This window comes from Pseudonocardia sp. OZ21 (assembly GCF_059359135.1).
In genome coordinates this window covers 74,490-93,576 of record NZ_JCADBN010000012.1, presented here as the reverse complement: position 1 = coordinate 93,576, position 19,087 = coordinate 74,490, and the positions used below count along the sequence as shown (strand labels likewise).

Below are 19,087 nucleotides of genomic sequence, written 5' to 3'. Positions count from 1 at the left end.
TGTGCCTTCGAGCATGGGTGCCGTTGGTCATCCGGGCTGGGGAGCAGGAGCGCGAGTTGCCGGTAACGCGGAGATCGTTCATGAAAGGGCTGGGAGTCACCGGGGGAGCGGGGGTGATGTACGGCGCGATGTCGGCGATCGGGCTGGCTCCGGCCGCCGCGGAGGCCCCGTTCCGGTCGCCCACGATCCGCGACCTCGTCGGGCAGGCGCCGGGACACCACTCGGTCACCGTCCTCGGTGCCGGGCCCGCGGGCCTGTGCACGGCGTACGAGCTCGGCAAGGCCGGCTACGACGTCACGGTCCTGGAGGCCCGGTCCCGGCCGGGCGGGCGGGTGTGGTCGATCCGGGCGGGCACCGAGGAGACCGACCTGAACGGGGAGACGCAGCGCTCCACGTTCTCGGACGGCCACTTCTTCAACATGGGCGCGACGCGGATCCCGCAGAGCCACGTGACGCTGGACTACTGCAAGGAACTCGGCGTCGAGATCCAGCCGTTCGGCAACCAGAACGCCAACACGCTGGTGAACTACGCCAGCGACACCCCGCTGTCCAAGACGTCGATGACCTACCGCGCGGCGAAGGCCGATACCTACGGCTACGTGGCGGAACTGCTGCAGAAGGCCGCGTCGCGGGGCGCTCTCGACGACGTGCTCTCGGCCGACGACAAGCACGCGCTCGCGGAGTTCCTGACGGACTTCGGCGACCTCGGCAGCGACGGGCGCTATCTCGGCTCGACCCGGCGTGGGTACACGTCGGAACCGGGTGCGGGCACCGACTACGGCACGCGTCTGGCACCACCGCACGGCATGTCGGACGTCATCCGCAGCGGCATCGGGCGCAACTTCGCGTTCGACTTCGAGTACGACCAGGCCACGATGATGTTCACCCCGGTCGGCGGGATGGACCGCATCTACTACGCGTTCCAGGACCGGCTCGGCGACCGCGTCACGTTCGGGTCCGTCGTCACGGCGATGCGCAACGTGCCCGACGGCGTCACCGTCGAGTACACCGCGGGCGGCCGGGCCCAGTCGATCACCACCGACTACGTCGTGTGCACGATCCCGCCGCACCTGATCGGGCGGCTGGGCAACAACCTCCCCGCGGACGTGCTGGCGGCGCTCAAGGCAGCCAAGGTGACCTCGTCGGGGAAGCTCGGCATCGAGTACTCGAGGCGGTGGTGGGAGACCGACGAGCGTATCTACGGCGGCGCGAGCAACACCGACAAGGACATCGCGCAGATCATGTTCCCCTACGACCACTTCCATTCCGACCGGGGAGTGGTGGTCGGCTACTACAACACCGGCAGACGCCACCAGGCCTTCGAGTCGCTCACCCACCGCCAACGGCTGGCCAAGGCGCTGGCGGAAGGCGCCGAGATCCACGGCGACAAGTACAAGAAGGACGTCACCTCGTCGTTCTCCGGAAGCTGGCGGCGCACCCGGTTCTCGGAGTCGGCGTGGGCGTCATGGGACTCCACGAGCCCGGAGTACAAGCTGCTCCTCCAGCCCGTCGACAAGATCTACTTCGCCGGCGACCACCTCTCGAACGCGATCGCGTGGCAGCACGGGGCGTTCACCTCGGCCCGGGCCGTCGTCGCCGCCCTGCACAGCCGGGTCGGAGGTCCGAACTGATGGGCCCGGTAGCGCTCAGCCAGCACGCCCAGCACCCCCAGCACCGACGGGAGCACCCGATGCCGCACCGACCGACCCCGCCGCACCAGACGACGCCGCACCGGACGACCCTGCCGCTCGCCCGCAGGCGGGCGGTCGCAGCGGGAGCGGCTGTGCTCGCGCTCGTCGCCGCCGGATGCTCCGCCACCGGTGCCTCCACGGCCGCCCCTGCCCCGCCGGAGGTGGTGTCGCAGGCGGTGCTGGAGCCCGGGCAGGACAACCCCATGATCGCCCAGGGGGTGGCGCTCGGCGCAGGTGCCGCCCTCTACAAGACCAGCGGGTTGGGGCCGGCGCAGCTGAACGCCGCCGCCGCAGACGGGACCCCGGAGTCGTTCATCGACACCGACCAGTTCGCAGGCGGCACGCTTCCCGCCGGGGTCACGATCACCGAGGCCCAGGGCATGAACGTGCTGCGCAACATCCGGGAGAACCTGGAGGCGCAGGGCCTGACGCTCGAGAACGTCACGACGATGCGCGTCTTCCTCGACAACGCCCCCGGGTCCGACCGCGCCGACTACGCCGGCTGGAACCGCGCCTACCGCCAGTTCTTCGCCAACACCGACCTCGTCAGCGGCGACACGGAACTCGTGCCGCTGGGCAGCGCGGCCCCCGCCGCGCCGCTCGTGCGCAACCCGGCCCGGCCGAGCCGCTTCGCGCTCGAGGTGCAGAGCCTGCCCGTGGCGGGCTGGCTGGTGGAGGTGGAGGTGGACGCCGTGTTCCCCGCAGGCAGCGGCCCCCGCTGAGGGTCGGTGCAGACAGCAGGACGGCTCACAGGAAGTTGTTGGGCCAGATCATCGTGCGCCACATGTGGGCCACCGGCGACCCGTCGAACCCGAGCCCTTCGGCCGGCTGGCGGAAGTTGCGCCCGACGATGTCCTCGAACTCCTCGAACCGGACCTCTGCCGCCGGGTCGAACGAGTAGATGTCGTTGATCGTGACCAGCCGGGACGTCATGTACCAGCGGTGCTTGCGCGCTGCCTCGTGCTCGCGGTGGATGTACTCGGGCGGGTCGTAGTCCTCGCCGAAGTACCTGATGTACGCCTCCGGGTAGGAGTAGCCGACCGACTCGTCGGCGAAGTACCGCAGTGCCTCGTGCTTCTCGACGGCCCAGGACACCTCCTCGTCGACGTAGGGCGCGAGCAGCTGGGCGCCCCAGTACCCGTGGTCGCTGGAGATCAGCCCGGCCACGGCGATGTCGTGGAGGAGGCAGGCCATGATGACGTTCTCGTCCAGGCCACGATCCTTGGCGATCTTCGCGCTCTGCAGCATGTGCGAGGTGGAGAAGGCGTCGAACCGCAGGCGGAAGAAGTCGCCGAGCGTCGGGCGCTCGGGCATCTTCGGCAGCGCGGGGTTGTCTCCCATCATGAAGACCGTGTTCGGCTGGTCGAGCTCCACCCTCAGGGCCGCCTTGGCGCCGTGCGCGGGGGTGCCGATCGTCGCGGTCGAGGGGGGAGCGATCACCTGCCTGCGGCCCCGCACGGCGTCGTCCAGCGGCTCGCGGACCCAGGCCATCGAGCCGATGTAGCGCACGGAGCTCGGGAGTTCCTCGTCCGGGACCTCGACCGAGGGACGGGGCTCGCCGTACGTGTCATGGACGGACATGGAGGCTCCTCGGGGTGGTGGGGTGTGCGGTCGGGTCGGTGCGGGACCGGTACGGGACCGTCATTCGGGCGGCCCCTGGTCGACCGCAGTGCCGTCACGCAACCACCGCCGGAGCCGGTCCTTCTCGACCTTGCCCATGATGTTGCGCGGCAGCGCCGGCAGGATCTCCAGGCGACTGGGGCGGTACCACTCGGTCATCTGCAGGGTCGCCAGATGGTGGCGCAGGTCGGCCAGGGTCACCGGCGCGTCGGGCACGACCACGGCGCAGGCCAGCTCTCCGCCTTGCGGGTCGGGATAACCCACGAGCGCCACCTCTCGTACTGCCGGATGACGACGCAGCGCCTGCTCCACGTCGAGCACCGGAATCATGGCGAGTCCACCGATGCGGTCGCCCGTCCGGCCGACCAGCCGGATGCCCTCGCGGCCATCCGGGACAACGATGTCACCTGTGTCGTACCACCCGTGATCGTGGTCGGCCAGCACGACGGTCGCTCCCGTGTCGCGGTTCACGGTGGCCAGGCAGACGCTGGCGCCGCGTACGAAGAGCCGGGCCGGCCGCTCCGAGGTGATCTCCCCGTCGCCGCGCAGGTCGATCTCCAGGTCGGCGCGCGGTGAGCCGTCGCTGCGGGTCGGCCAGTCGATCGGGTCGGTGATCCGGGTCCGGGTGCCGCCGATGACCTCGGACATCCCCCACGCCGCCTGCGGGACCACGCGGAACCATTCGCCGACCTCGGTGACCACCTCGGGTGCGACGGGGACGGCGCCGGTCACGATCCGTCGCACGGTGGGCAGCCGTTCGCAGCGCTGCCGGGCCACTGCCGTCAGCTCGGTCAGGAACCCCGGGGTGGCGACGACGAACGTCGCGCCGCTGCTGGCGAGCAGGCGCAGCGCCGCATCCGGCTCCGAGGTGTCCATCACCACGGAGCGGGCGCCCACCAGCAGCGGGAGCAGGACCCCGAACTTCACCCCCCACCCGTGGGTGAGGGAGTGCGGGGTGAACAGCCGATCGTCCGGCCCGAGCTCGTCCTCGACCGCGACGGGCAAGACGCCGGCATGGAACGTGTTGAAGGTGTGCAGCACGGCCTTCGGCGATCCGGTGGTGCCGGAGGTGAACGTGACCACGGAGACCTGGTCCGGGTCCTCGCCGGGGTCGTCGAGGCTGATGCCGTGCCACTGTTCCCACGGCACGTCCTCGAAGTGCCGGACGAAGTCGACCTCGCCGTCGCGCACGTGGTCACCGAGCACCACCCGGTGCCGCAGGTGCGGCAGCCGAGGTGCGATCTCGGCCAATGCCGCCGAATGGTCGAATCCGGACCAACGGTCGACGGTGACGCACACCGATGCCCCGAGCATCGCGAGCATGCGTTCCAGCTCGCGCGGACGAATGCTGGTGGTGATCGGAACTGTCACGGCACCGACCCGGGCACAGGCGAGAACCAGGGTGCTGACCTGCCACCAGTTGGGCAGCTGGATCGCCACCACGTCGCCACGGCGCACGCCCAGTTCGTGCAGCGCGCCGGCGAACCGTTCGACGTACGCGGCATATTCCCGGTACGTGAGGTGCCGGACCCCGTGTTCGGTGCGGTGGGCGGTGATCGCCACGGCGTCCGGGGTCTTCCGACGCCATCGCCGCAGGTCGGACACGGGTGTCTGATCGCGCCAGACTCCGCGCGAGCGGTAGATCCGGCCCCATCGTGGGGTGGGTCGCAACCCCAGCGGCGCTGTGACCCCACGCCGCACGACCTCTTCGGTCAGGTTGGCCATCGCATCTCCTCCCAGGACGGAGTCGCACCTTTCGAGCCACTTACGAATTACACGTGCAGCCCGGTGGTATGGATCAGATCATGATTGGACTGTGATTTTTATCCCACCTGAACAGGCCTGCCCCTTGCGCTGAGCGGCGGGAAGAGAAATGACTCTGGAATCCCATTGTGAATAGATATCCGGTCGGAGAGGACAGTCTGCGCACCGACCGGGTGACCCTGTAATCGTCGATAGATTATGGTCGAGCTGTATCGAGCGGGTCGGTCAGACGGCTCGGAATCAGGTGACCCGCATCGACCACCCATCGGAAGGGATCTGATGACGTCCTTCGACCTCGACCGGATCGACCACGTGCTCAGCACCACGAGGGCGGTGCGCAAGCGACTCGACCTGGACCGGCCGGTACCCGACGAGGTGGTGCTGCGGTTGATCGACCTGGCCGAACAGGCGCCCTCCGGCTCCGACCAGGCCAGCAGGCGGTGGGTGGTCGTGCGCGATCCGGCCACGAAGGAACGCATCGCCCAGCTGTACCGAGAGGCCGGATCGAGCCTGTTCGCCGGGCTGCGGGCGGGGGCCGACCAGGCGGACGGGCGAAGCGGGCGGGTGGCCGGCTCGGCGGCCCACCTCGCCGAGAACCTGGAACGGGTGCCGGCTCTGGTCATCGTCACGATCTACGGCGCGTACGACGGCGGCGGCAGGCCCGGTCTGTTCGACTCGGTCATCCAGTCGGCATGGAGCTTCTGCCTCGCCGCCCGGGCTCGAGGAATCGGGACCGCATGGACCACTCTGCACCTGCAGCGCGCACAGGAGGTGGCCGAGCTGCTGGGCATTCCGGACGGTGTCACGCAAATCGTGTTGCTCCCGGTGGCCTACACGACCGGCGGCGACTTCCAGCCCGCTCCCCGACGTCCGGCCGGCGAGATCACCTTCTTCGACCAGTGGGGATTCACCCCCAGCACGGTGCCCGAGCAGGAGCGGGCTCATTCGGGTGAGGGACGGGGGGTGAGCCTCGACGTGGACGTGCAGGCTCCGGCCGAGCGGGTGTGGCAGCTGGTCAGCGACATCACGCTGCCGTCGCGGTTCAGCGCCGAAGCCACGGGTGCCACCTGGGACGAGAACCAGCAGCCCGGGCCGGGCGCGTGCTTCCGCGGCTCGAACGCCACCACGGACGCCGGGCATCCGGCGATCGACCGGCTCGCGGAGGACGGGCTGTTCTGGACCACGCCCTGCCGGATCGAGCGGTGGGAGCCGCCGCACGAGTTCGGCTACATCGTCGGCGACCGCGAACGCCCGTCGGCCCGCTGGACGTTCCGCCTGGAACCGCTGTCCGGCGGCAGCACCCGGGTCACCCACTCGATGCTCGTCGGGCCCGGGACCTCCGCCACATCGGCCGTCGCCCAGCAGAACGCCGAGCAGGCCGAGGAGATCTGGACCGGCCGGTTCCGCGTCATCCGGGCGAACATCGCCGCCACCCTCGCCGGTGTCAAGGCGCTCGCCGAGAGCTGAGCTCAGGGCTGGTCGGCAGGGCGGCGGCGAGGTCGCGCAGACCGGTGAGGGTGTCGGCGAGCGTGACCCGCTCGGCGTCGGTCAGGGCGACCGCGCCTGCCCGGGTCAGGAACTCCATGGCGCCGCCCGGATCGTCGGTCCTGGCGGCGAGTTCTGCCCGGTAGGCCAGGGCGTTGACCAGGTCGACCGGCGTCGACGTGGACAGGTCCCGGCCGAGTGCGGTGTCCAGGATGCGCACGCCCTGCTCTTCGAACCCGCGCGAGTCGCCCATGACCACGGCGTTGTCCAGGGCCTTCCCGAGCCTGCTCCGGGCCGGCTGCGCGGCAGTGGTGTCGGCTGCGGGTTCGCCGGCAGCGGCGTGGATCCGGATCCAGTTGCCGCCCGGGTCGATGACGGCGAACCCGGACAGGTTGTCGGCGTTCTTGCGCAGGCGCGGCCGGGTCATCCGGGGGATCCCGGCGACCAGGATCTTGCCGTGGGCCGCGCGCATCCCCGCGGCGAAGGCCCGGTACAGCTCCCCGGTGTCGGGCACGATGACCAGGCAGGACCCGTAGGAGTCCGCGGGGTCGAAGCCCGGGATACCGAAGAAGTGCAGGTCGATGTCCCCACGCCGCAACGCCACGTGCGGGTTGGGGCGGGTCTGGTAGTAGGTCCGGGTGAACCCCAGCATCGCGTAGAACGCCTCGATCTCGTCGATGTCCGGGCAGGGCAGCAGGGGCACGGTCTTCTCGTCGGCCACGGCGACCTCCATCGTGCAGCGTACCGTACGCTGTACCGTGAACCGTACGGTACGCTGTCCGGGAGCGGCGAGCAGCACCCCTCCACACTCGGCCGGCGCGCTTGGACGGACAGCTGTTCAGCAGGAAGGCACGACCAGTGGCTCGACGTTCCCCGGCGCCCGACCTGGCCCGCAGCATCTACCTGCTGTGGGGCCACCATCCCAGCCCGGGACGCTCGGGCCTGACGGTGCCCGCGATCGTCGCCGCCGGTATCGAGATCGCCGACGTCGACGGGTTGGACGCCGTCTCGATGCGGAAGGTGGCCGACCGGCTGGGCGTCGGCGCGATGTCGCTCTACGGGCACGTGCCCGGCAAGGACGACCTCACCGCGCTGATGGTCGACGCGGTCTGCGCCGAGCTCTACGGCGATGACGGGAACGGCGGCGGGGATGTAGCGGCCGCGAGCCGGGTCGGCGACTGGCGCGCGGCGATGCGGTTCGTCGCCGAGCGGAACTGGGCGCTCTACCAGCGGCACCCGTGGCTGCTGGACATCCGCTCGTCCCGGCCGACCCTCGGGCCGCACATCAGCCGCAAGTACGAGGTAGAACTGCGCCCACTCGACGGCATCGGCCTGTCCGACGTCGAGATGGATGCCGCCCTCACCCTGGTGCTCAGCCACGTCGACAGCACGGCCCGCGCGCACCGCAACGTCTCGCGGACCCGGACCGAGTCGGGGATGTCGGATGCCGAATGGTGGGCCGTCGTGGCCCCGGTCCTCGACCAGGTCATGGCCGACGACGAGCTCATCGTGTCCGCCCGGATCGGTGGCGCGGTCGGTGCGCAGTTCGACGCCGCCCAGCATCCCGAGCACGCGCTGACCTTCGGCCTGGACACCATTCTCGCCGGCATCCAGGCCCGGATCACCTCGCCGGGCCCCTGAGCTGAGGTGCCCGCCGCGCGACGTCGCGTCAGGCGGGTCGGGACACCTCCGGTGTGGCGGCGAGGAACGTCAGGTCCTCGAGCGGAACCTCCCTGCCGGTCTCGTCGTCGACGAGGGCGACCCGCAGGGGACGGCCCGTGGTGCGGGAGCGGCGGAGCGAGGACGGTCCGGCGGGCCGGGGCCGCTCCTCGTCGCCCCACTGCTGCAGGGCCGCCAGGATGAGGCGCAGCCGCAGGGCGGACGACGTGAGGTGATAACCGACGCGGGTGCGGCTGCCGGGCTCCTGGTAGCCGCGGGTCTCGAGGAGGCCGGCGTCGACGAGCGTCCTCAGGCGAGTGCTGAGCAGGTTCGGGGCGATCCCGAGACTGCGGCGGAAGTCGGCGAACCGGTGCAGGCCACGGAACGCGTCGCGCAGGATGAGCAGCGTCCAGCGCTCACCGAGGATCTGCAGGCTCCGCTCGATCGAGCATGTCGGCTCGTTCCCGTCGACGTCCACCCGTCAAGACTAGGACGATCCGCTCGATCGGCCGCAGCTGGCTTCGAGACAGCAATGCAGCTGTGCCGTGCGCCTCACGGTGGGTAGCAGGCCGGCGATCCGGTCTCGCGGGCGGAGCCGAGGGTTGCCCCTGCCCGCATTTCGGCTGCCACCTCTGACGGGAGATAGATTCGAGCGTGCCGAGTCCCGATGTCCGCGGCTCACACCTCCGCTCCCCGATGAAAGTGATCAAGGCATCCCCTGTGTCGACCCTGCCCGTGTTCCGTTCCCGTGTCCCGTGGCCGACTCCGCGCCGACTGCGTATCGAGGTCCTCGGGGGCCTCGTCGTCGCGCTGGCGCTGATCCCGGAGGCGATCGCCTTCTCGATCATCGCGGGCGTGGACCCGCGGGTCGGGCTCTTCGCGTCCTTCACGATGGCGGTGACGATCGCCTTCGCCGGAGGGCGCCCGGCGATGATCTCGGCCGCCACCGGTGCGGTCGCACTGGTCGTGGGCCCGCTGGCGCGCGAACACGGTCTCGACTACCTCGTGGCCGCGGTGATACTCGGCGGAGTGTTCCAGGTGGCGTTCGCACTTGTCGGCGTCGCGCGCCTCATGCGGTTCCTGCCGCGCAGCGTGATGGTCGGCTTCGTCAACGCGCTGGCGATCCTCATCTTCGTCTCCCAGTTGCCCCACCTGACGGGCGTGCCCTGGATGGTCTATCCCCTCGTCGCCGTGGCGCTCGTGGTGCTGGTCGGGCTGCCCCGGCTCACCACGGCGGTGCCCGCGCCGCTGGTGGCGATCATCGTGCTCACCCTCGTCACCGTCGGCGCCGGCGTGGCTGTCCCGACGGTGGGGGACCAGGGCGCGCTGCCCGACAGCCTGCCTGTCCCGGGGATCCCCGACGTTCCGTTCGCCCTCGACACGCTGCGAATCGTGCTGCCCTACGCCCTCGCGATCGCCGCGGTCGGGCTCCTGGAGTCGTTGATGACGGCCAAGCTCGTCGACGACATCACCGACACGCACTCGGACAAGAGGCGCGAATCCTGGGGTCAGGGCGTGGCCAACATCGTGACCGGCATCTTCGGTGGCATGGGTGGCTGCGCGATGATCGGCCAGACGATGATCAACGTGAAGGTGGCCGGAGCGCGCACGCGGCTGTCGACCTTCCTCGCCGGGGTGTTCCTCCTGATCCTCGTCGTGGTGCTGGACGACGTCGTCGCGCTGATCCCGATGGCGGCGCTCGTCGCGGTCATGATCATGGTCTCGGTGGGCACGTTCGACTGGCACAGCGTCCGCCCGGCCACGCTGCGCCGGCTGCCGAAGAGCGAGACGGCGGTGATGCTGTCGACCGTCGCGGTCACCGTCGCGACGAGCAACCTCGCCTACGGCGTCGCGGTCGGGGTGCTCGTCGCCACGGTCCTGTTCGCGCGGCGGGTGGCCCACCTCGTCGAGGTCACCTCGCTGGTCGAGCCCGGCGGCACCCGGAAGGTGTACCGGGTGACCGGCCAGCTCTTCTTCGCCTCCAGCAACGATCTCGTCTTCGCGTTCGACTACGCCGGTGATCCGGCCGATGTGGTGATCGACCTGTCGGAGGCGCACATCTGGGACGCCTCCAGTGTGGCCGCGCTCGACGCGATCACCGCCAAGTACGCAAGCAAGGCGAAGGCGGTCACCATCACCGGGATGAACGAGAACAGCCGCTCCCGCCACGCCGCACTGGCCGGCCACCTCACCCCGGGCGCTACACCACCTGCCACACCAGAACGGCCATGGCGAAGCCGACCACGGACAGGATCGTCTCCAGGACCGTCCAGGTCTTGAGCGTGTCCTTGACCGACATGTTGAAGTACTTGGCGACGATCCAGAAACCACCGTCGTTGACGTGGCTCGCGATGATCGACCCCGCCGACACCGAGATGACGATCAGCGCGATCTGTGCGTGCGAGTAGCCGCCCGCCGTCACGATGGGTTCGATGATGCCCGCGGTGGTGACGATGGCGACGGTGGCCGAGCCCTGGGCCAGCCGCAGGGCCGAGCTGATCAGATAGGCCGAGACGATCACCGGGAGTCCGCCCGCCGTCATCGAGCCCGCCAGTGCCTCACCGACGCCGGTGGCCCGCAGCACCGCACCGAAGAACGATCCGGCGCCCACGACGAGCAGGATCATGCCGATCGGCTTGAGCGACTCGCCGGTGATGCGACCGAGCTCGGCGACGCCGAAGCCGCGCCGGATGCCCAGCAGGTACATGGCCACGAGCACGGCGACGGTCAGAGCGATCGTCGGCGTGCCGAGGAAGATGAGCACCGACTGCGCGGGGCCGGCGGGGAGCACGACGGTGCCAATGGTGGCCCCCAGGATCAGCACCATCGGCAGCAGGATGACCGAGCTGATCAGCGCCACCGACGGCGGACGGGTGCGGACCGCCGTCGCGACGCCGCCCGCCGGAGCGTCGTCCCCTGCGGCGTCCTTCCGTGCGCCGTCCTTCCCTGCGCTGTCGTTCTCAGGGTCATCGGGCTCGGCGGGGACGAACTCGTCGGGCACGTCCACGAGCACCCGCTTGCCGATGTAGGAGCCCCACCACACGCCGCTGACCAGCCAGGCCGGGATGCCGCAGACGAGACCCATGATGATGAGCCAGCCCAGGTCGACGCCCAGCAGGCCGGCAGCGGCGACGGGCCCCGGGTGCGGTGGCAGGAACGCGTGCGTCATCGACAGGCCGGCGAGCATCGGCATCGCGTACAGCACCAGCGACCGGCCGCCTCGCTTGGCGGCCACGTAGACCAGCGGCGCCAGCACGAAGATGCCGATGTCGAAGAACACCGGGATGCCCAGGATCAGGCCGGTGAGGCCCATGGCCAGGGGAGCGCCCTTCGGGCCGAACAACCGCAGCAGCCGGGTGGTCAGCACGTCGGCGCCGCCCGAGCGCTCCATGATCGCGCCGAGCACCGTGCCCAGGCCGATGATGGGGGCGATGTGGCCGAGGATCGACCCGAACCCCGTCTCGAGCAGCGAGTCGGAGGACTTGATCGGCGTGCCCACCAGCTCGGCGATCGGCACGCCTGCGGCCAGCGCGACGAGCACCCCGACCACGATCAGGGCGATGAAGGGTTCGAGCTTCACCTTGATGATCAGCAGCAGCAGGACGGCGACGCTCAGGACCGCGAGCGTGAGCAGGCCGGCCGTGTCGTGCTGCAGCCAGTGCACGAAGGCATTCATCAGCGGCTCCGGGAGGGAGGGAGGGAGGAGGGGAGTCCGGGGGAAGGTCAGGTCACGTCGCCGTCGGGGCGGCGGCGCAGCGCCCGGCCCGCCATGGCGCCGGTGCGCTCGCCGTCGGCCACGGCGGCCTCGCCGTTGACGAAGACGTAGGGGATGCCGGCGGCAGGCTGCTGCGGGTGCTCGAAGGTGGTGGTGGCGGCAACCGTCGTGGGGTCGAACAGCACCAGGTCGGCGGCGTACCCGGGGCGGACCAGGCCGCGGTCACGCAGCCGCAGCCGGGCGGCCGCCCGGCCGGTGAGGTGCCCGACGCACTCCTCGAGCGTGAACAGGCCCAGGTCGCGCGCGTAGTGGCCGAGGTAGCGGGGGAACGTGCCCCAGGCCCGCGGGTGCGGCTTCGCGCCGACGAGGATGCCGTCGCTCCCCGCGGTGTGCCGGGGGTGACGCATGATCGCCCGGACGTTCTCCTCGTGGCCGACGTGCTGCAGGATCCCGGTGCCCAGCTCGTCGCGGAGCAGGATGTCGACGAACACGTCGAACGGGTCGCGGCGCTGTGCCTGCGCGAGCTGCGCGATGGTCCGGCCGACGGTGTCGTCGAGCTCGGGGCGGGTCACCCCGCTGATCTCTATGGTGTCCCACTCGGCGACCACGCCGTGGCAGCCGTCGGAGCCGCGCACCTCCAGGTCCTCGCGGATCCGGGCCAGGTCGTGGGGGTCGCGCAGCCGGGCCAGCGTGGCGTCCTGGCCGCCCGCCGACGACCAGCTGGGCAGCACCGCCGACAGCGTGGTGGCGCCCGGCAGGTAGGGGTAGGTGTCCAGGGTGATGTCGGTGCCGGCCTCGACGGCCCGGTCGAGCACGGCGAGCAGCTCGCCCGCGCGGCCCTTGTTCGGGCCGAAGTTCATGGTGGCGTGCGACAGGTGCAGGGCACACCCGGACCGCGTGCTGAGGTCGATCATCTCCGCGTAGGCCTCGAGGGCTCCCTTGCCGTAGGAGCGGTGGTGCGGGGCGAAGAAGCCACCGAGCTCGGCGACCGTCCGGCACAGCGCGAGCAGCTCGGCCGAGTCGGCGTACATGCCGGGGGTGTAGGTCAGCCCGGCGGAGAGCCCGACGGCGCCCTCGGTCATGCCGGTGCGGACGATCCGCTGCATGGCCGTGATGTCGGCCGCGGTGGCCGGGACGTCGTCCCAGCCCAGGACGAGGGCCCGGACCACGCCGTGCGGCACCAGGTACGCGGCGTTGCCCGCGATCCCCTCGTCGAGCCGGTCGAGGTACTCCCCGACACTGCGCCAGGAGAAGTCGAAGCCTGCGGGGTCGCCGTTCCAGCCGGCGATCTTCTTCCGGAGCATGGCCAGCGCGGCGTCGTCGACCGGCGCGTAGGACAGCCCGTCCTGACCGAGCAGCTCGGTGGTGACGCCCTGGGTGATCTTGGGCAGGTGCTCGGGCGACGTGAGGATCTGCAGGTCCGAGTGGGCGTGCATGTCGATGAAGCCGGGCGCGAGCACCAGGCCGTCGGCATCGATGACCCGGTCGGCGGCGGGCGGTGCACCCCCGTCGCGGGAGATCTCGGCGATCCGGGCGCCGTCCACGAGCACGTGCGCGCCGTAGCGGGGCTGCTCGGTCCCGTCGACGACGGTCGCGGACCGGATGAGGGTGCGCACGCTGGTCCCCCTGCTCAGAAGTAGGTCCGGAGGAGATCGACCACGACCGGGTCGGTCTCGCCGTCGGCGTCGTCGGCGATCACGGGAATCCACTGCCACTTGTCCAACGCGGTGCACGGGTGCGAGAGACCGAGCCGCACGACCTGCCCCACCCGCAGTGTCGAGGCCGGGTCGATGCGGAGGAAGGAGTGCTGGTCGTTCACGGCGGTGATCTCCGCGCCGGACAGCGCCGTGACCGGGCCGCCCAGCCGGTCGGTCACCAGCTGCGGCTCCGGCAGCCCCTCGTCGAACGGGACGTCGCGCTTGCCCGCGTCGAGCAGGGCCAGGCCCGGCTCGGGACGGGAGACGACCCGCGCCCACGCGTGCATGGCCGATCGCAGCGGCTCGCCGTGGGTCCGGGAGAACGGGGAGATTCCCCGGTAGAAGCCGTCGTCGTGGATCACGTAGGCGCCCGACCGCAGCAGGACGCGGGTGGGCACGCCCGCCGCGCCCGCGGGATCGGCCAGCGGCCCGAGAACGTCGGCGACGTCGTCGAAGTAGGCGCTGCCGCCCGCGGTGACGACCACCTCGGGCGCTCCGGCGTAGGCACCGGTCTCGACCAGCTCCCGGTGCAGCGCCGCGAGGTCACCCAGGTAGCCGCGGACGGCGCCGAGCGCGCCGGGGGAGGCGTCGTGGGCGAGCGCGCCCTCGTACCCGCTGACCCCGCCCAGGAAGAGGCGCGGGCTCGCGGTCACGGCCGCGGCCACCGCGTGCGCAGTGGGCAGGTCGCGGGCGCCCGTGCGGCCGCCCGGTGCGCCCAGCTCCACGAGCACGGTGAGCGGACGGTGCGGGCGGGCGTCGGCGAGCACGGTGGTCATCGCCTCGACGGCGTCGACGGAGTCGACCCAGCTCAGCACCTGCAGGTCCGGATCGGCGTCCAGAGCGGCAGCGACGCGGGTCAGTCCGACCGGGTCGACCAGCGCGTTCGCGAGCTGGATGCGACCGACCCCGGACGCCACCGCCACCCGCAGCTGGCTCGGCGTCGCCACCGTGATGCCCCAGGCTCCGGCCCGGAGCTGGCGCTGCCAGATGGCGGGCGCCATCGTCGTCTTGCCGTGCGGCGCGAGGTCCACCCCGCGCGCGGCGCACCACTCGGCCATCCGGGACACGTTGGCGTCGATCACCGACGACGTCAGCACCAGCAGCGGGGTGCTGAAGGACGAGAGCCGCGGCAGTCCGGCGAGGAACTCGGCGACCGGCGCCCCGTCCGCGGCCACGGGCAGCGACTTGTCCAGCGCGTCCGGTCGGCGGGTGGCGACGGTCGTGTCCACGCGGATCCCCCTCGCACTGCCGGGTTGCGCCCTACGCAACGTCCGTTGCAGAGGGTGATCCACGGGTTGTAGCATTGCTAACCGAACCCGTCAAATGATCACACGTGAGGGAGGGCCGGTGGTGACGGCGCCACGATGAGCCACAGCCTGGGCAAAGCGCTCCGCATCCTCGTCCAGCTCGGGACCGGCCCGGCGACGCTCGACCAGCTCGCCGCCGCGCTGGGGGTCCACAAGACCACGGTGCTGCGGCTGCTGCGCACCCTCGCGGGCGAGCACTTCGTCTTCCGCGACGGCCGGCACCGCTACCACCTCGGGGCGCGGATCTTCGAGCTGTCCTCGCGCGGGCTGGACCAGCGGGAGGTCCGCGGGATCGCGGCACCGCACCTCGCGGCGTTCAACCGGGAGCACGGCCGCACCACCCATCTGTCCGAGCTGGCAGGCGACGAGGTGGTCTACATCGACAAGCTCGAGTCGCACGACCGCGTGCGGATGGCGTCGCGGATCGGGCTGCGGGCTCCCGTGCACTCCACGGCCGCAGGCAAGGTGCTGCTCGCCGACCTCCCGCCCGTCGAGCGCGACGCCGTCCTCGCGGGTCTGGCCTTCACGCCCGCCACGCCCCGCACGATCACGCGGCGCGCGGACTACCTCGCCGAGCTGGCGACGGTCCGGGAGCAGGGCTGGGCCTGCGACCGGGAGGAGAACGAGCCCTCCATCAACTGCATCGCCGCGCCCGTGCGGAGCGCGTCGGGCCGGGTGGGCGCCGCGGTGTCGGTCTCCGTGCCCGACATCGTCCTGACCTACGACCGGCTCCTGGAACTGCTGCCCCCGCTGCTGGCCGTCACCGAGCGGATCTCCCGCGACTGCGGCTGGCAGCCCGAGACCCCGACCGAGACGAAAGGCCTGGCATGACCGGCAAGACCATCGTGAGCACGACGGACGCCCCCGCCCCGGCGCACACCTACAGCCAGGGGGTGCGCAAGGGCGGCATCCTCCAGGTCTCCGGGCAGACCCCGATGGACCCGGCGACCGGTGAGTACGTCGGGGCGGGGGACGTCAGGGCACAGACCCGGCGCACGCTCGAGAACGTCCGCGCGATCCTGGAGGCCGGCGGCGCGAGCGTCGAGGACGTCGTGATGTTCCGGGTCTACCTCACCAGCCGCGGCGACTTCGCCGCCATGAACGAGGTGTACGCGGAGTTCCTGGCCGAGCACGTGCCGAGCGGTGAACTGCCCGGCCGCACCACGGTGATCGTCGGCCTGCCCCACGAGGCCATGCTGGTGGAGGTCGACGCGCTGGCCGTGGTGGGCTGAGACGCTCGCGGATCAGGCGAACGCGGGCACGGGCGCGGGTGAGCTCCGCCTCGGGGTGGGTGGCTCTCCGTCGCCGGTCCCGCGGTGCCGCTCGTGTCCCACGGGATGGGCGAGCAGCCAGTCCCACACCTCGACCGGCCCGTCGGCCACGTGCACGGCGCCGCAGTGGCAGGTGCCCTGCAACTGGTCGCTGCCCGGCAGCCACACCACCCGCAGCACCCCGGGTCCGGTGAGCATGCGGATGGGCTCGATGTCCATGCCCGGGCTCACCTCGCCGCCGCCGTGGCCGGCTCGTGCAGCATCGCCGTGAGCATCCGGCGGGCGGCGAGGCCGCCGGTGTCGATGTTGATGGACAGCTCCTGGTAGCCCGCCGGCTCGGTGGCGATCACCTGCTCCAGCACGTCGAGCGCGGCGACGTCCTGCAGCACGACGGTGCGGTTCTGCTCGGCGAGGAAGTCCGAGACCGAGGTGTCGTCGAGTGCGAAGTCGCGGGCGACCGCCCAGAAGTCGTGGGTGCTGTGCTCGGTCTCCGGGGTGATCGCGTAGACGACCTCGACGTGGAAGGCATCGGGGTCGGTGCCGTCCGGGTTCGGCACGGAACCCACCGGCGCGATCCGGCTGTGCAGCTTGTACAGGCACGGCGGCGTGTACTCGATGTCCTGCCAGCGTGCGATCCGCCCGGTCAGGCCGGTCGACTTCGCGTAGAACGGCGGGCACTCGGCGTCGTCCATGTGCCGGCTGACGTAGACGATGCCGGCCCCGTCGTCGACCTCCGTGGTGATCGGCGTGCCGGCCACCTCGGGGGTGCCGATGTAGCCGCCGTGCAGGTAGGTCTCGTGGGAGAGGTCCATGAGGTTGTCCACCAGCAGGCCGAAGCGGGCTGCGAGCGGCTCCATCCCCGACACCGTCGCGTAGCCGGGCGAGGTGAGCCACGGCGCCCGCGGGATGCGCGTGCCGTCGGCCAGGGCCGGGTCGCCGATCCACACCCAGATGAACGAGTCCTGCTCGACGACGGGGTAGCTGCGCAGCCGGGCGGTGCGCGGGACCCGGGTCTGGCCGGGCACCGCGACGCACGCGCCGTCGGCGCCGTAGGTGAAGCCGTGGTAGCCGCAGACCACCGCGTCGCCGACGAGCCGGCTCGGAGCCTGGGAGAGAGGGAAGCGGCGGTGCACGCACCGGTCCGACATGGCGGTGACCTCGCCGGCCTCGGTGCGCCAGAACAGGATCGACTCACCGCAGACGGTGCGGGAGAACAGGTCGCGCCCGATCTCGCGGCCGTAGGCCGCGACGTACCACTGGTCGCGCGGGATCGTTGTCATACCTATGCATGTTCCGGTGGAGAAGCGGGTGACCGAACCCCCTTGCCACATGGCGGAAAGGTAATCCCGTCGGTGTCCTGGGTGTTCGCGAGGATCACCGGAAATGTCTTTTCAGCATGCGGAAGAGTGATAGCGCACTGATCGTCCCCGGTGCAGGGTGCTGCCATCCGTCGCCCCGGCCGGGCGGCGTGGGCCACAGGTGTTCCACATAGGAGTGCAGATGTCTTCGTCCACCGAGTACCCGCCGGATGCACCGGCCCCGGCAACGCCGGCCGAGGTGCGCAGGGTGGCGGTGGCCAGCCTCGTCGGCACGTCCATCGAGTGGTACGACTTCTTCATCTACGGCCTCGCCGCCGTGATCGTGTTCCGCGGCCAGTTCTTCCCCGGCGCCTCCCCGCTGGCCGGCACCCTGGCCGCTCTCGGCACGTTCGCCGTCGGGTTCCTCGCGCGCCCCATCGGCGGGGTGGTCTTCGGTCACCTCGGCGACCGGATTGGCCGGAAGCGGACCCTCGTCACCACGCTCGTGTCGATGGGCGTCGCGACCGCGCTCATCGGGGTGCTGCCCAACTTCGCGCAGATCGGGGTGGCCGCCCCGATCCTGCTGGTGTTGCTGCGGGTGGTGCAGGGCCTTGCCGTCGGCGGTGAGTGGGGCGGGGCCGTGCTGATCTCGGTGGAGCACGCCCCGGAGAACCGGCGCGGGCTCTACGGCAGCTTCCCCCAGCTCGGGGTGCCGATCGGGCTCATCACCTCGAACCTCGTGTTCCTGGTCCTGGCCGCGACGCTCACCGACGAGCAGTTCACCTCGTGGGGCTGGCGCATCCCGTTCCTGGTCAGCGCCGCGCTGGTGGCCGTGGGGCTCTACGTCCGGCTCAAGGTCACCGAGAGCCCCGAGTTCGTGGCCGCTGCCGCCGCCGCGAAGGCCGCACCGTCGATGCGCCTGCCGATCATCACGGTCGCGCGGGACCACTGGCCGCAGGTGCTCTGCGGCATCGGGATCTTCGCCGGCATCACCACGATGGGCTACATGGCCGCCACCTTCGCCATCCAGTACGGGACCGCCACCCTCGGGCTCCCCAACACGTTCATGATCTCCGCCGTGCTCGTGGCCGCGCTGCTGGAGATCCCGCTGTCGCTGTACTTCTCCTCGCTGTCGGACCGCATCGGGCGGCACCGGATGATCCTCTTCGGCGCCATCTCCACCGGGATCGTCGCGATCGTCTTCCTCCCGCTGCTCGCCACCGCGATCCCGGTGGTCGTCTTCATCGCCGTGGTGCTCGGGCGCACGGGCGCCGCGCCGATGTACGGGCCGTCGGCCGCGGTGGCCGCCGAGGCGTTCCCGGTGGAGGTGCGCTACAGCGGCGCCTCGATCGGCTACCAGCTCGGCTCGGTGCTCGGCGGCGCCCTCGCGCCGATCATCGCCACCCTGCTGCTGGCCTCGTCCGCCGGTGTCTGGGGCGTATCGGTCTACCTCACGTTCATGGTGGTCCTCGCCGGGATCGGCACGGTCGTGGCCGGCAGGTTGCAGGCCAGGGCAGCAGTCGTGCCGGCAGCGTGAGGGCCGGGACGGAATGCGCGGCGCACCCGCCTCGGGCGCACCG

Annotated in this window: 17 protein-coding genes; 8 read left to right on the top strand and 9 right to left on the bottom strand. The window is 71.1% G+C overall.

Annotation, left to right across the window (positions count from 1 at the left end; translation table 11 throughout):
• Window positions 1-80 precede the first annotated feature (80 nt).
• Both AC5L35_RS25605 and AC5L35_RS25600 read left to right on the top strand, forming a co-directional pair.
• Window positions 81-1,631: a flavin monoamine oxidase family protein gene (locus AC5L35_RS25605; RefSeq protein WP_495062239.1), complete on the top strand. Its 1,551-nt coding sequence runs from the start codon at window positions 81-83 to the stop codon at window positions 1,629-1,631.
• A 59-nt stretch (window positions 1,632-1,690) separates the two neighbouring features.
• A complete protein-coding gene (locus AC5L35_RS25600; protein WP_495062238.1) occupies window positions 1,691-2,413 on the top strand; it encodes a Rid family hydrolase in 723 nt (240 codons plus the stop codon).
• A 25-nt stretch (window positions 2,414-2,438) separates the two neighbouring features.
• Here AC5L35_RS25600 and AC5L35_RS25595 read toward each other — a convergent pair whose 3' ends face one another.
• Together AC5L35_RS25595 and AC5L35_RS25590 are read right to left on the bottom strand one after the other, a co-directional pair.
• Window positions 2,439-3,272 (bottom strand): HD domain-containing protein, encoded by an 834-nt coding sequence (locus AC5L35_RS25595; RefSeq protein ID WP_495062237.1) that lies wholly within the window; start codon window positions 3,270-3,272, stop codon window positions 2,439-2,441.
• A gap of 60 nt (window positions 3,273-3,332) precedes the next feature.
• A complete protein-coding gene (locus AC5L35_RS25590; protein ID WP_495062236.1) occupies window positions 3,333-5,036 on the bottom strand; it encodes an AMP-binding protein in 1,704 nt (567 codons plus the stop codon).
• Between the two features lie 318 nt (window positions 5,037-5,354).
• Here AC5L35_RS25590 and AC5L35_RS25585 point away from each other — a divergent pair, with 318 nt between their 5' ends.
• Window positions 5,355-6,542: a nitroreductase family protein gene (locus AC5L35_RS25585; RefSeq protein ID WP_495062235.1), complete on the top strand. Its 1,188-nt coding sequence runs from the start codon at window positions 5,355-5,357 to the stop codon at window positions 6,540-6,542.
• Here the strand turns inward: AC5L35_RS25585 and AC5L35_RS25580 are convergent.
• Entirely contained in the window at window positions 6,520-7,293 is a 774-nt protein-coding gene (locus tag AC5L35_RS25580; RefSeq protein WP_495062234.1) for a DUF8817 family protein, read from the bottom strand. The two genes, AC5L35_RS25585 and AC5L35_RS25580, sit on opposite strands and share 23 nt — an antisense overlap.
• Window positions 7,294-7,418: 125 nt before the next feature.
• Here AC5L35_RS25580 and AC5L35_RS25575 point away from each other — a divergent pair, with 125 nt between their 5' ends.
• On the top strand, window positions 7,419-8,201 hold the full coding sequence (locus AC5L35_RS25575) for a TetR/AcrR family transcriptional regulator (protein ID WP_495062233.1): 783 nt from the start codon (window positions 7,419-7,421) through the stop codon (window positions 8,199-8,201).
• Between the two features lie 28 nt (window positions 8,202-8,229).
• On the opposite strand, the gene AC5L35_RS25570 is transcribed toward AC5L35_RS25575, so the two are convergent.
• A complete protein-coding gene (locus AC5L35_RS25570) occupies window positions 8,230-8,697 on the bottom strand; it encodes a winged helix-turn-helix transcriptional regulator (RefSeq protein WP_495062232.1) in 468 nt (155 codons plus the stop codon).
• A 251-nt stretch (window positions 8,698-8,948) separates the two neighbouring features.
• Here AC5L35_RS25570 and AC5L35_RS25565 point away from each other — a divergent pair, with 251 nt between their 5' ends.
• The gene (locus AC5L35_RS25565; protein ID WP_495062396.1) at window positions 8,949-10,499 is read left to right on the top strand and encodes a SulP family inorganic anion transporter; all 1,551 of its coding nucleotides are present in this window, start codon (window positions 8,949-8,951) and stop codon (window positions 10,497-10,499) included.
• On the opposite strand, the gene AC5L35_RS25560 is transcribed toward AC5L35_RS25565, so the two are convergent.
• From AC5L35_RS25560 to AC5L35_RS25550, 3 genes are read right to left on the bottom strand one after another with little or no spacing between them, the layout of a single operon-like run.
• Window positions 10,420-11,895 (bottom strand): GntP family permease, encoded by a 1,476-nt coding sequence (locus AC5L35_RS25560; protein ID WP_495062231.1) that lies wholly within the window; start codon window positions 11,893-11,895, stop codon window positions 10,420-10,422. The two genes, AC5L35_RS25565 and AC5L35_RS25560, sit on opposite strands and share 80 nt — an antisense overlap.
• A gap of 47 nt (window positions 11,896-11,942) precedes the next feature.
• Complete coding sequence (locus AC5L35_RS25555) at window positions 11,943-13,550, bottom strand: N-acyl-D-amino-acid deacylase family protein (RefSeq protein ID WP_495062230.1); 1,608 nt, start codon at window positions 13,548-13,550, stop codon at window positions 11,943-11,945.
• Between the two features lie 14 nt (window positions 13,551-13,564).
• The gene (locus AC5L35_RS25550) at window positions 13,565-14,860 is read right to left on the bottom strand and encodes an amino acid deaminase (protein ID WP_495062229.1); all 1,296 of its coding nucleotides are present in this window, start codon (window positions 14,858-14,860) and stop codon (window positions 13,565-13,567) included.
• 135 nt (window positions 14,861-14,995) lie between these two features.
• On the opposite strand from AC5L35_RS25550, the gene AC5L35_RS25545 reads away from it, so the two are divergent.
• Together AC5L35_RS25545 and AC5L35_RS25540 are read left to right on the top strand one after the other, a co-directional pair.
• Complete coding sequence (locus AC5L35_RS25545; RefSeq protein WP_495062228.1) at window positions 14,996-15,769, top strand: IclR family transcriptional regulator; 774 nt, start codon at window positions 14,996-14,998, stop codon at window positions 15,767-15,769.
• Window positions 15,766-16,170, top strand: a complete 405-nt coding sequence (locus AC5L35_RS25540; protein ID WP_495062227.1) for a RidA family protein — start codon at window positions 15,766-15,768, stop codon at window positions 16,168-16,170. The genes AC5L35_RS25545 and AC5L35_RS25540 overlap by 4 nt, the downstream gene beginning before the upstream one ends.
• A 12-nt stretch (window positions 16,171-16,182) precedes the next feature.
• On the opposite strand, the gene AC5L35_RS25535 is transcribed toward AC5L35_RS25540, so the two are convergent.
• Window positions 16,183-16,428 (bottom strand): hypothetical protein, encoded by a 246-nt coding sequence (locus AC5L35_RS25535; RefSeq protein WP_495062226.1) that lies wholly within the window; start codon window positions 16,426-16,428, stop codon window positions 16,183-16,185.
• Window positions 16,429-16,436: 8 nt separating this feature from the next.
• Entirely contained in the window at window positions 16,437-17,489 is a 1,053-nt protein-coding gene (locus tag AC5L35_RS25530; RefSeq protein WP_495062225.1) for a Rieske 2Fe-2S domain-containing protein, read from the bottom strand.
• A 220-nt stretch (window positions 17,490-17,709) separates the two neighbouring features.
• Between AC5L35_RS25530 and AC5L35_RS25525 the strand changes: the two genes are divergently transcribed.
• On the top strand, window positions 17,710-19,044 hold the full coding sequence (locus AC5L35_RS25525; protein ID WP_495062224.1) for an MFS transporter: 1,335 nt from the start codon (window positions 17,710-17,712) through the stop codon (window positions 19,042-19,044).
• Window positions 19,045-19,087: the final 43 nt, after the last annotated feature.

Excerpts from the sequence above, each read along its gene's own strand:
- AC5L35_RS25585 (WP_495062235.1), top strand. The coding sequence starts at position 5,355 with ATGACGTCCTTCGACCTCGACCGGATCGACCACGTGCTCAGCACCACG.
- AC5L35_RS25595 (WP_495062237.1), bottom strand. The coding sequence starts at position 3,272 with ATGTCCGTCCATGACACGTACGGCGAGCCCCGTCCCTCGGTCGAGGTC.
- AC5L35_RS25545 (WP_495062228.1), top strand. The coding sequence starts at position 14,996 with ATGAGCCACAGCCTGGGCAAAGCGCTCCGCATCCTCGTCCAGCTCGGG.
- AC5L35_RS25535 (WP_495062226.1), bottom strand. The coding sequence starts at position 16,428 with ATGGACATCGAGCCCATCCGCATGCTCACCGGACCCGGGGTGCTGCGG.
- AC5L35_RS25530 (WP_495062225.1), bottom strand. The coding sequence starts at position 17,489 with ATGACAACGATCCCGCGCGACCAGTGGTACGTCGCGGCCTACGGCCGC.
- AC5L35_RS25600 (WP_495062238.1), top strand. The coding sequence starts at position 1,691 with ATGCCGCACCGACCGACCCCGCCGCACCAGACGACGCCGCACCGGACG.
- AC5L35_RS25605 (WP_495062239.1), top strand. The coding sequence starts at position 81 with ATGAAAGGGCTGGGAGTCACCGGGGGAGCGGGGGTGATGTACGGCGCG.
- AC5L35_RS25540 (WP_495062227.1), top strand. The coding sequence starts at position 15,766 with ATGACCGGCAAGACCATCGTGAGCACGACGGACGCCCCCGCCCCGGCG.
- AC5L35_RS25580 (WP_495062234.1), bottom strand. The coding sequence starts at position 7,293 with ATGGAGGTCGCCGTGGCCGACGAGAAGACCGTGCCCCTGCTGCCCTGC.
- AC5L35_RS25560 (WP_495062231.1), bottom strand. The coding sequence starts at position 11,895 with ATGAATGCCTTCGTGCACTGGCTGCAGCACGACACGGCCGGCCTGCTC.
- AC5L35_RS25525 (WP_495062224.1), top strand. The coding sequence starts at position 17,710 with ATGTCTTCGTCCACCGAGTACCCGCCGGATGCACCGGCCCCGGCAACG.
- AC5L35_RS25590 (WP_495062236.1), bottom strand. The coding sequence starts at position 5,036 with ATGGCCAACCTGACCGAAGAGGTCGTGCGGCGTGGGGTCACAGCGCCG.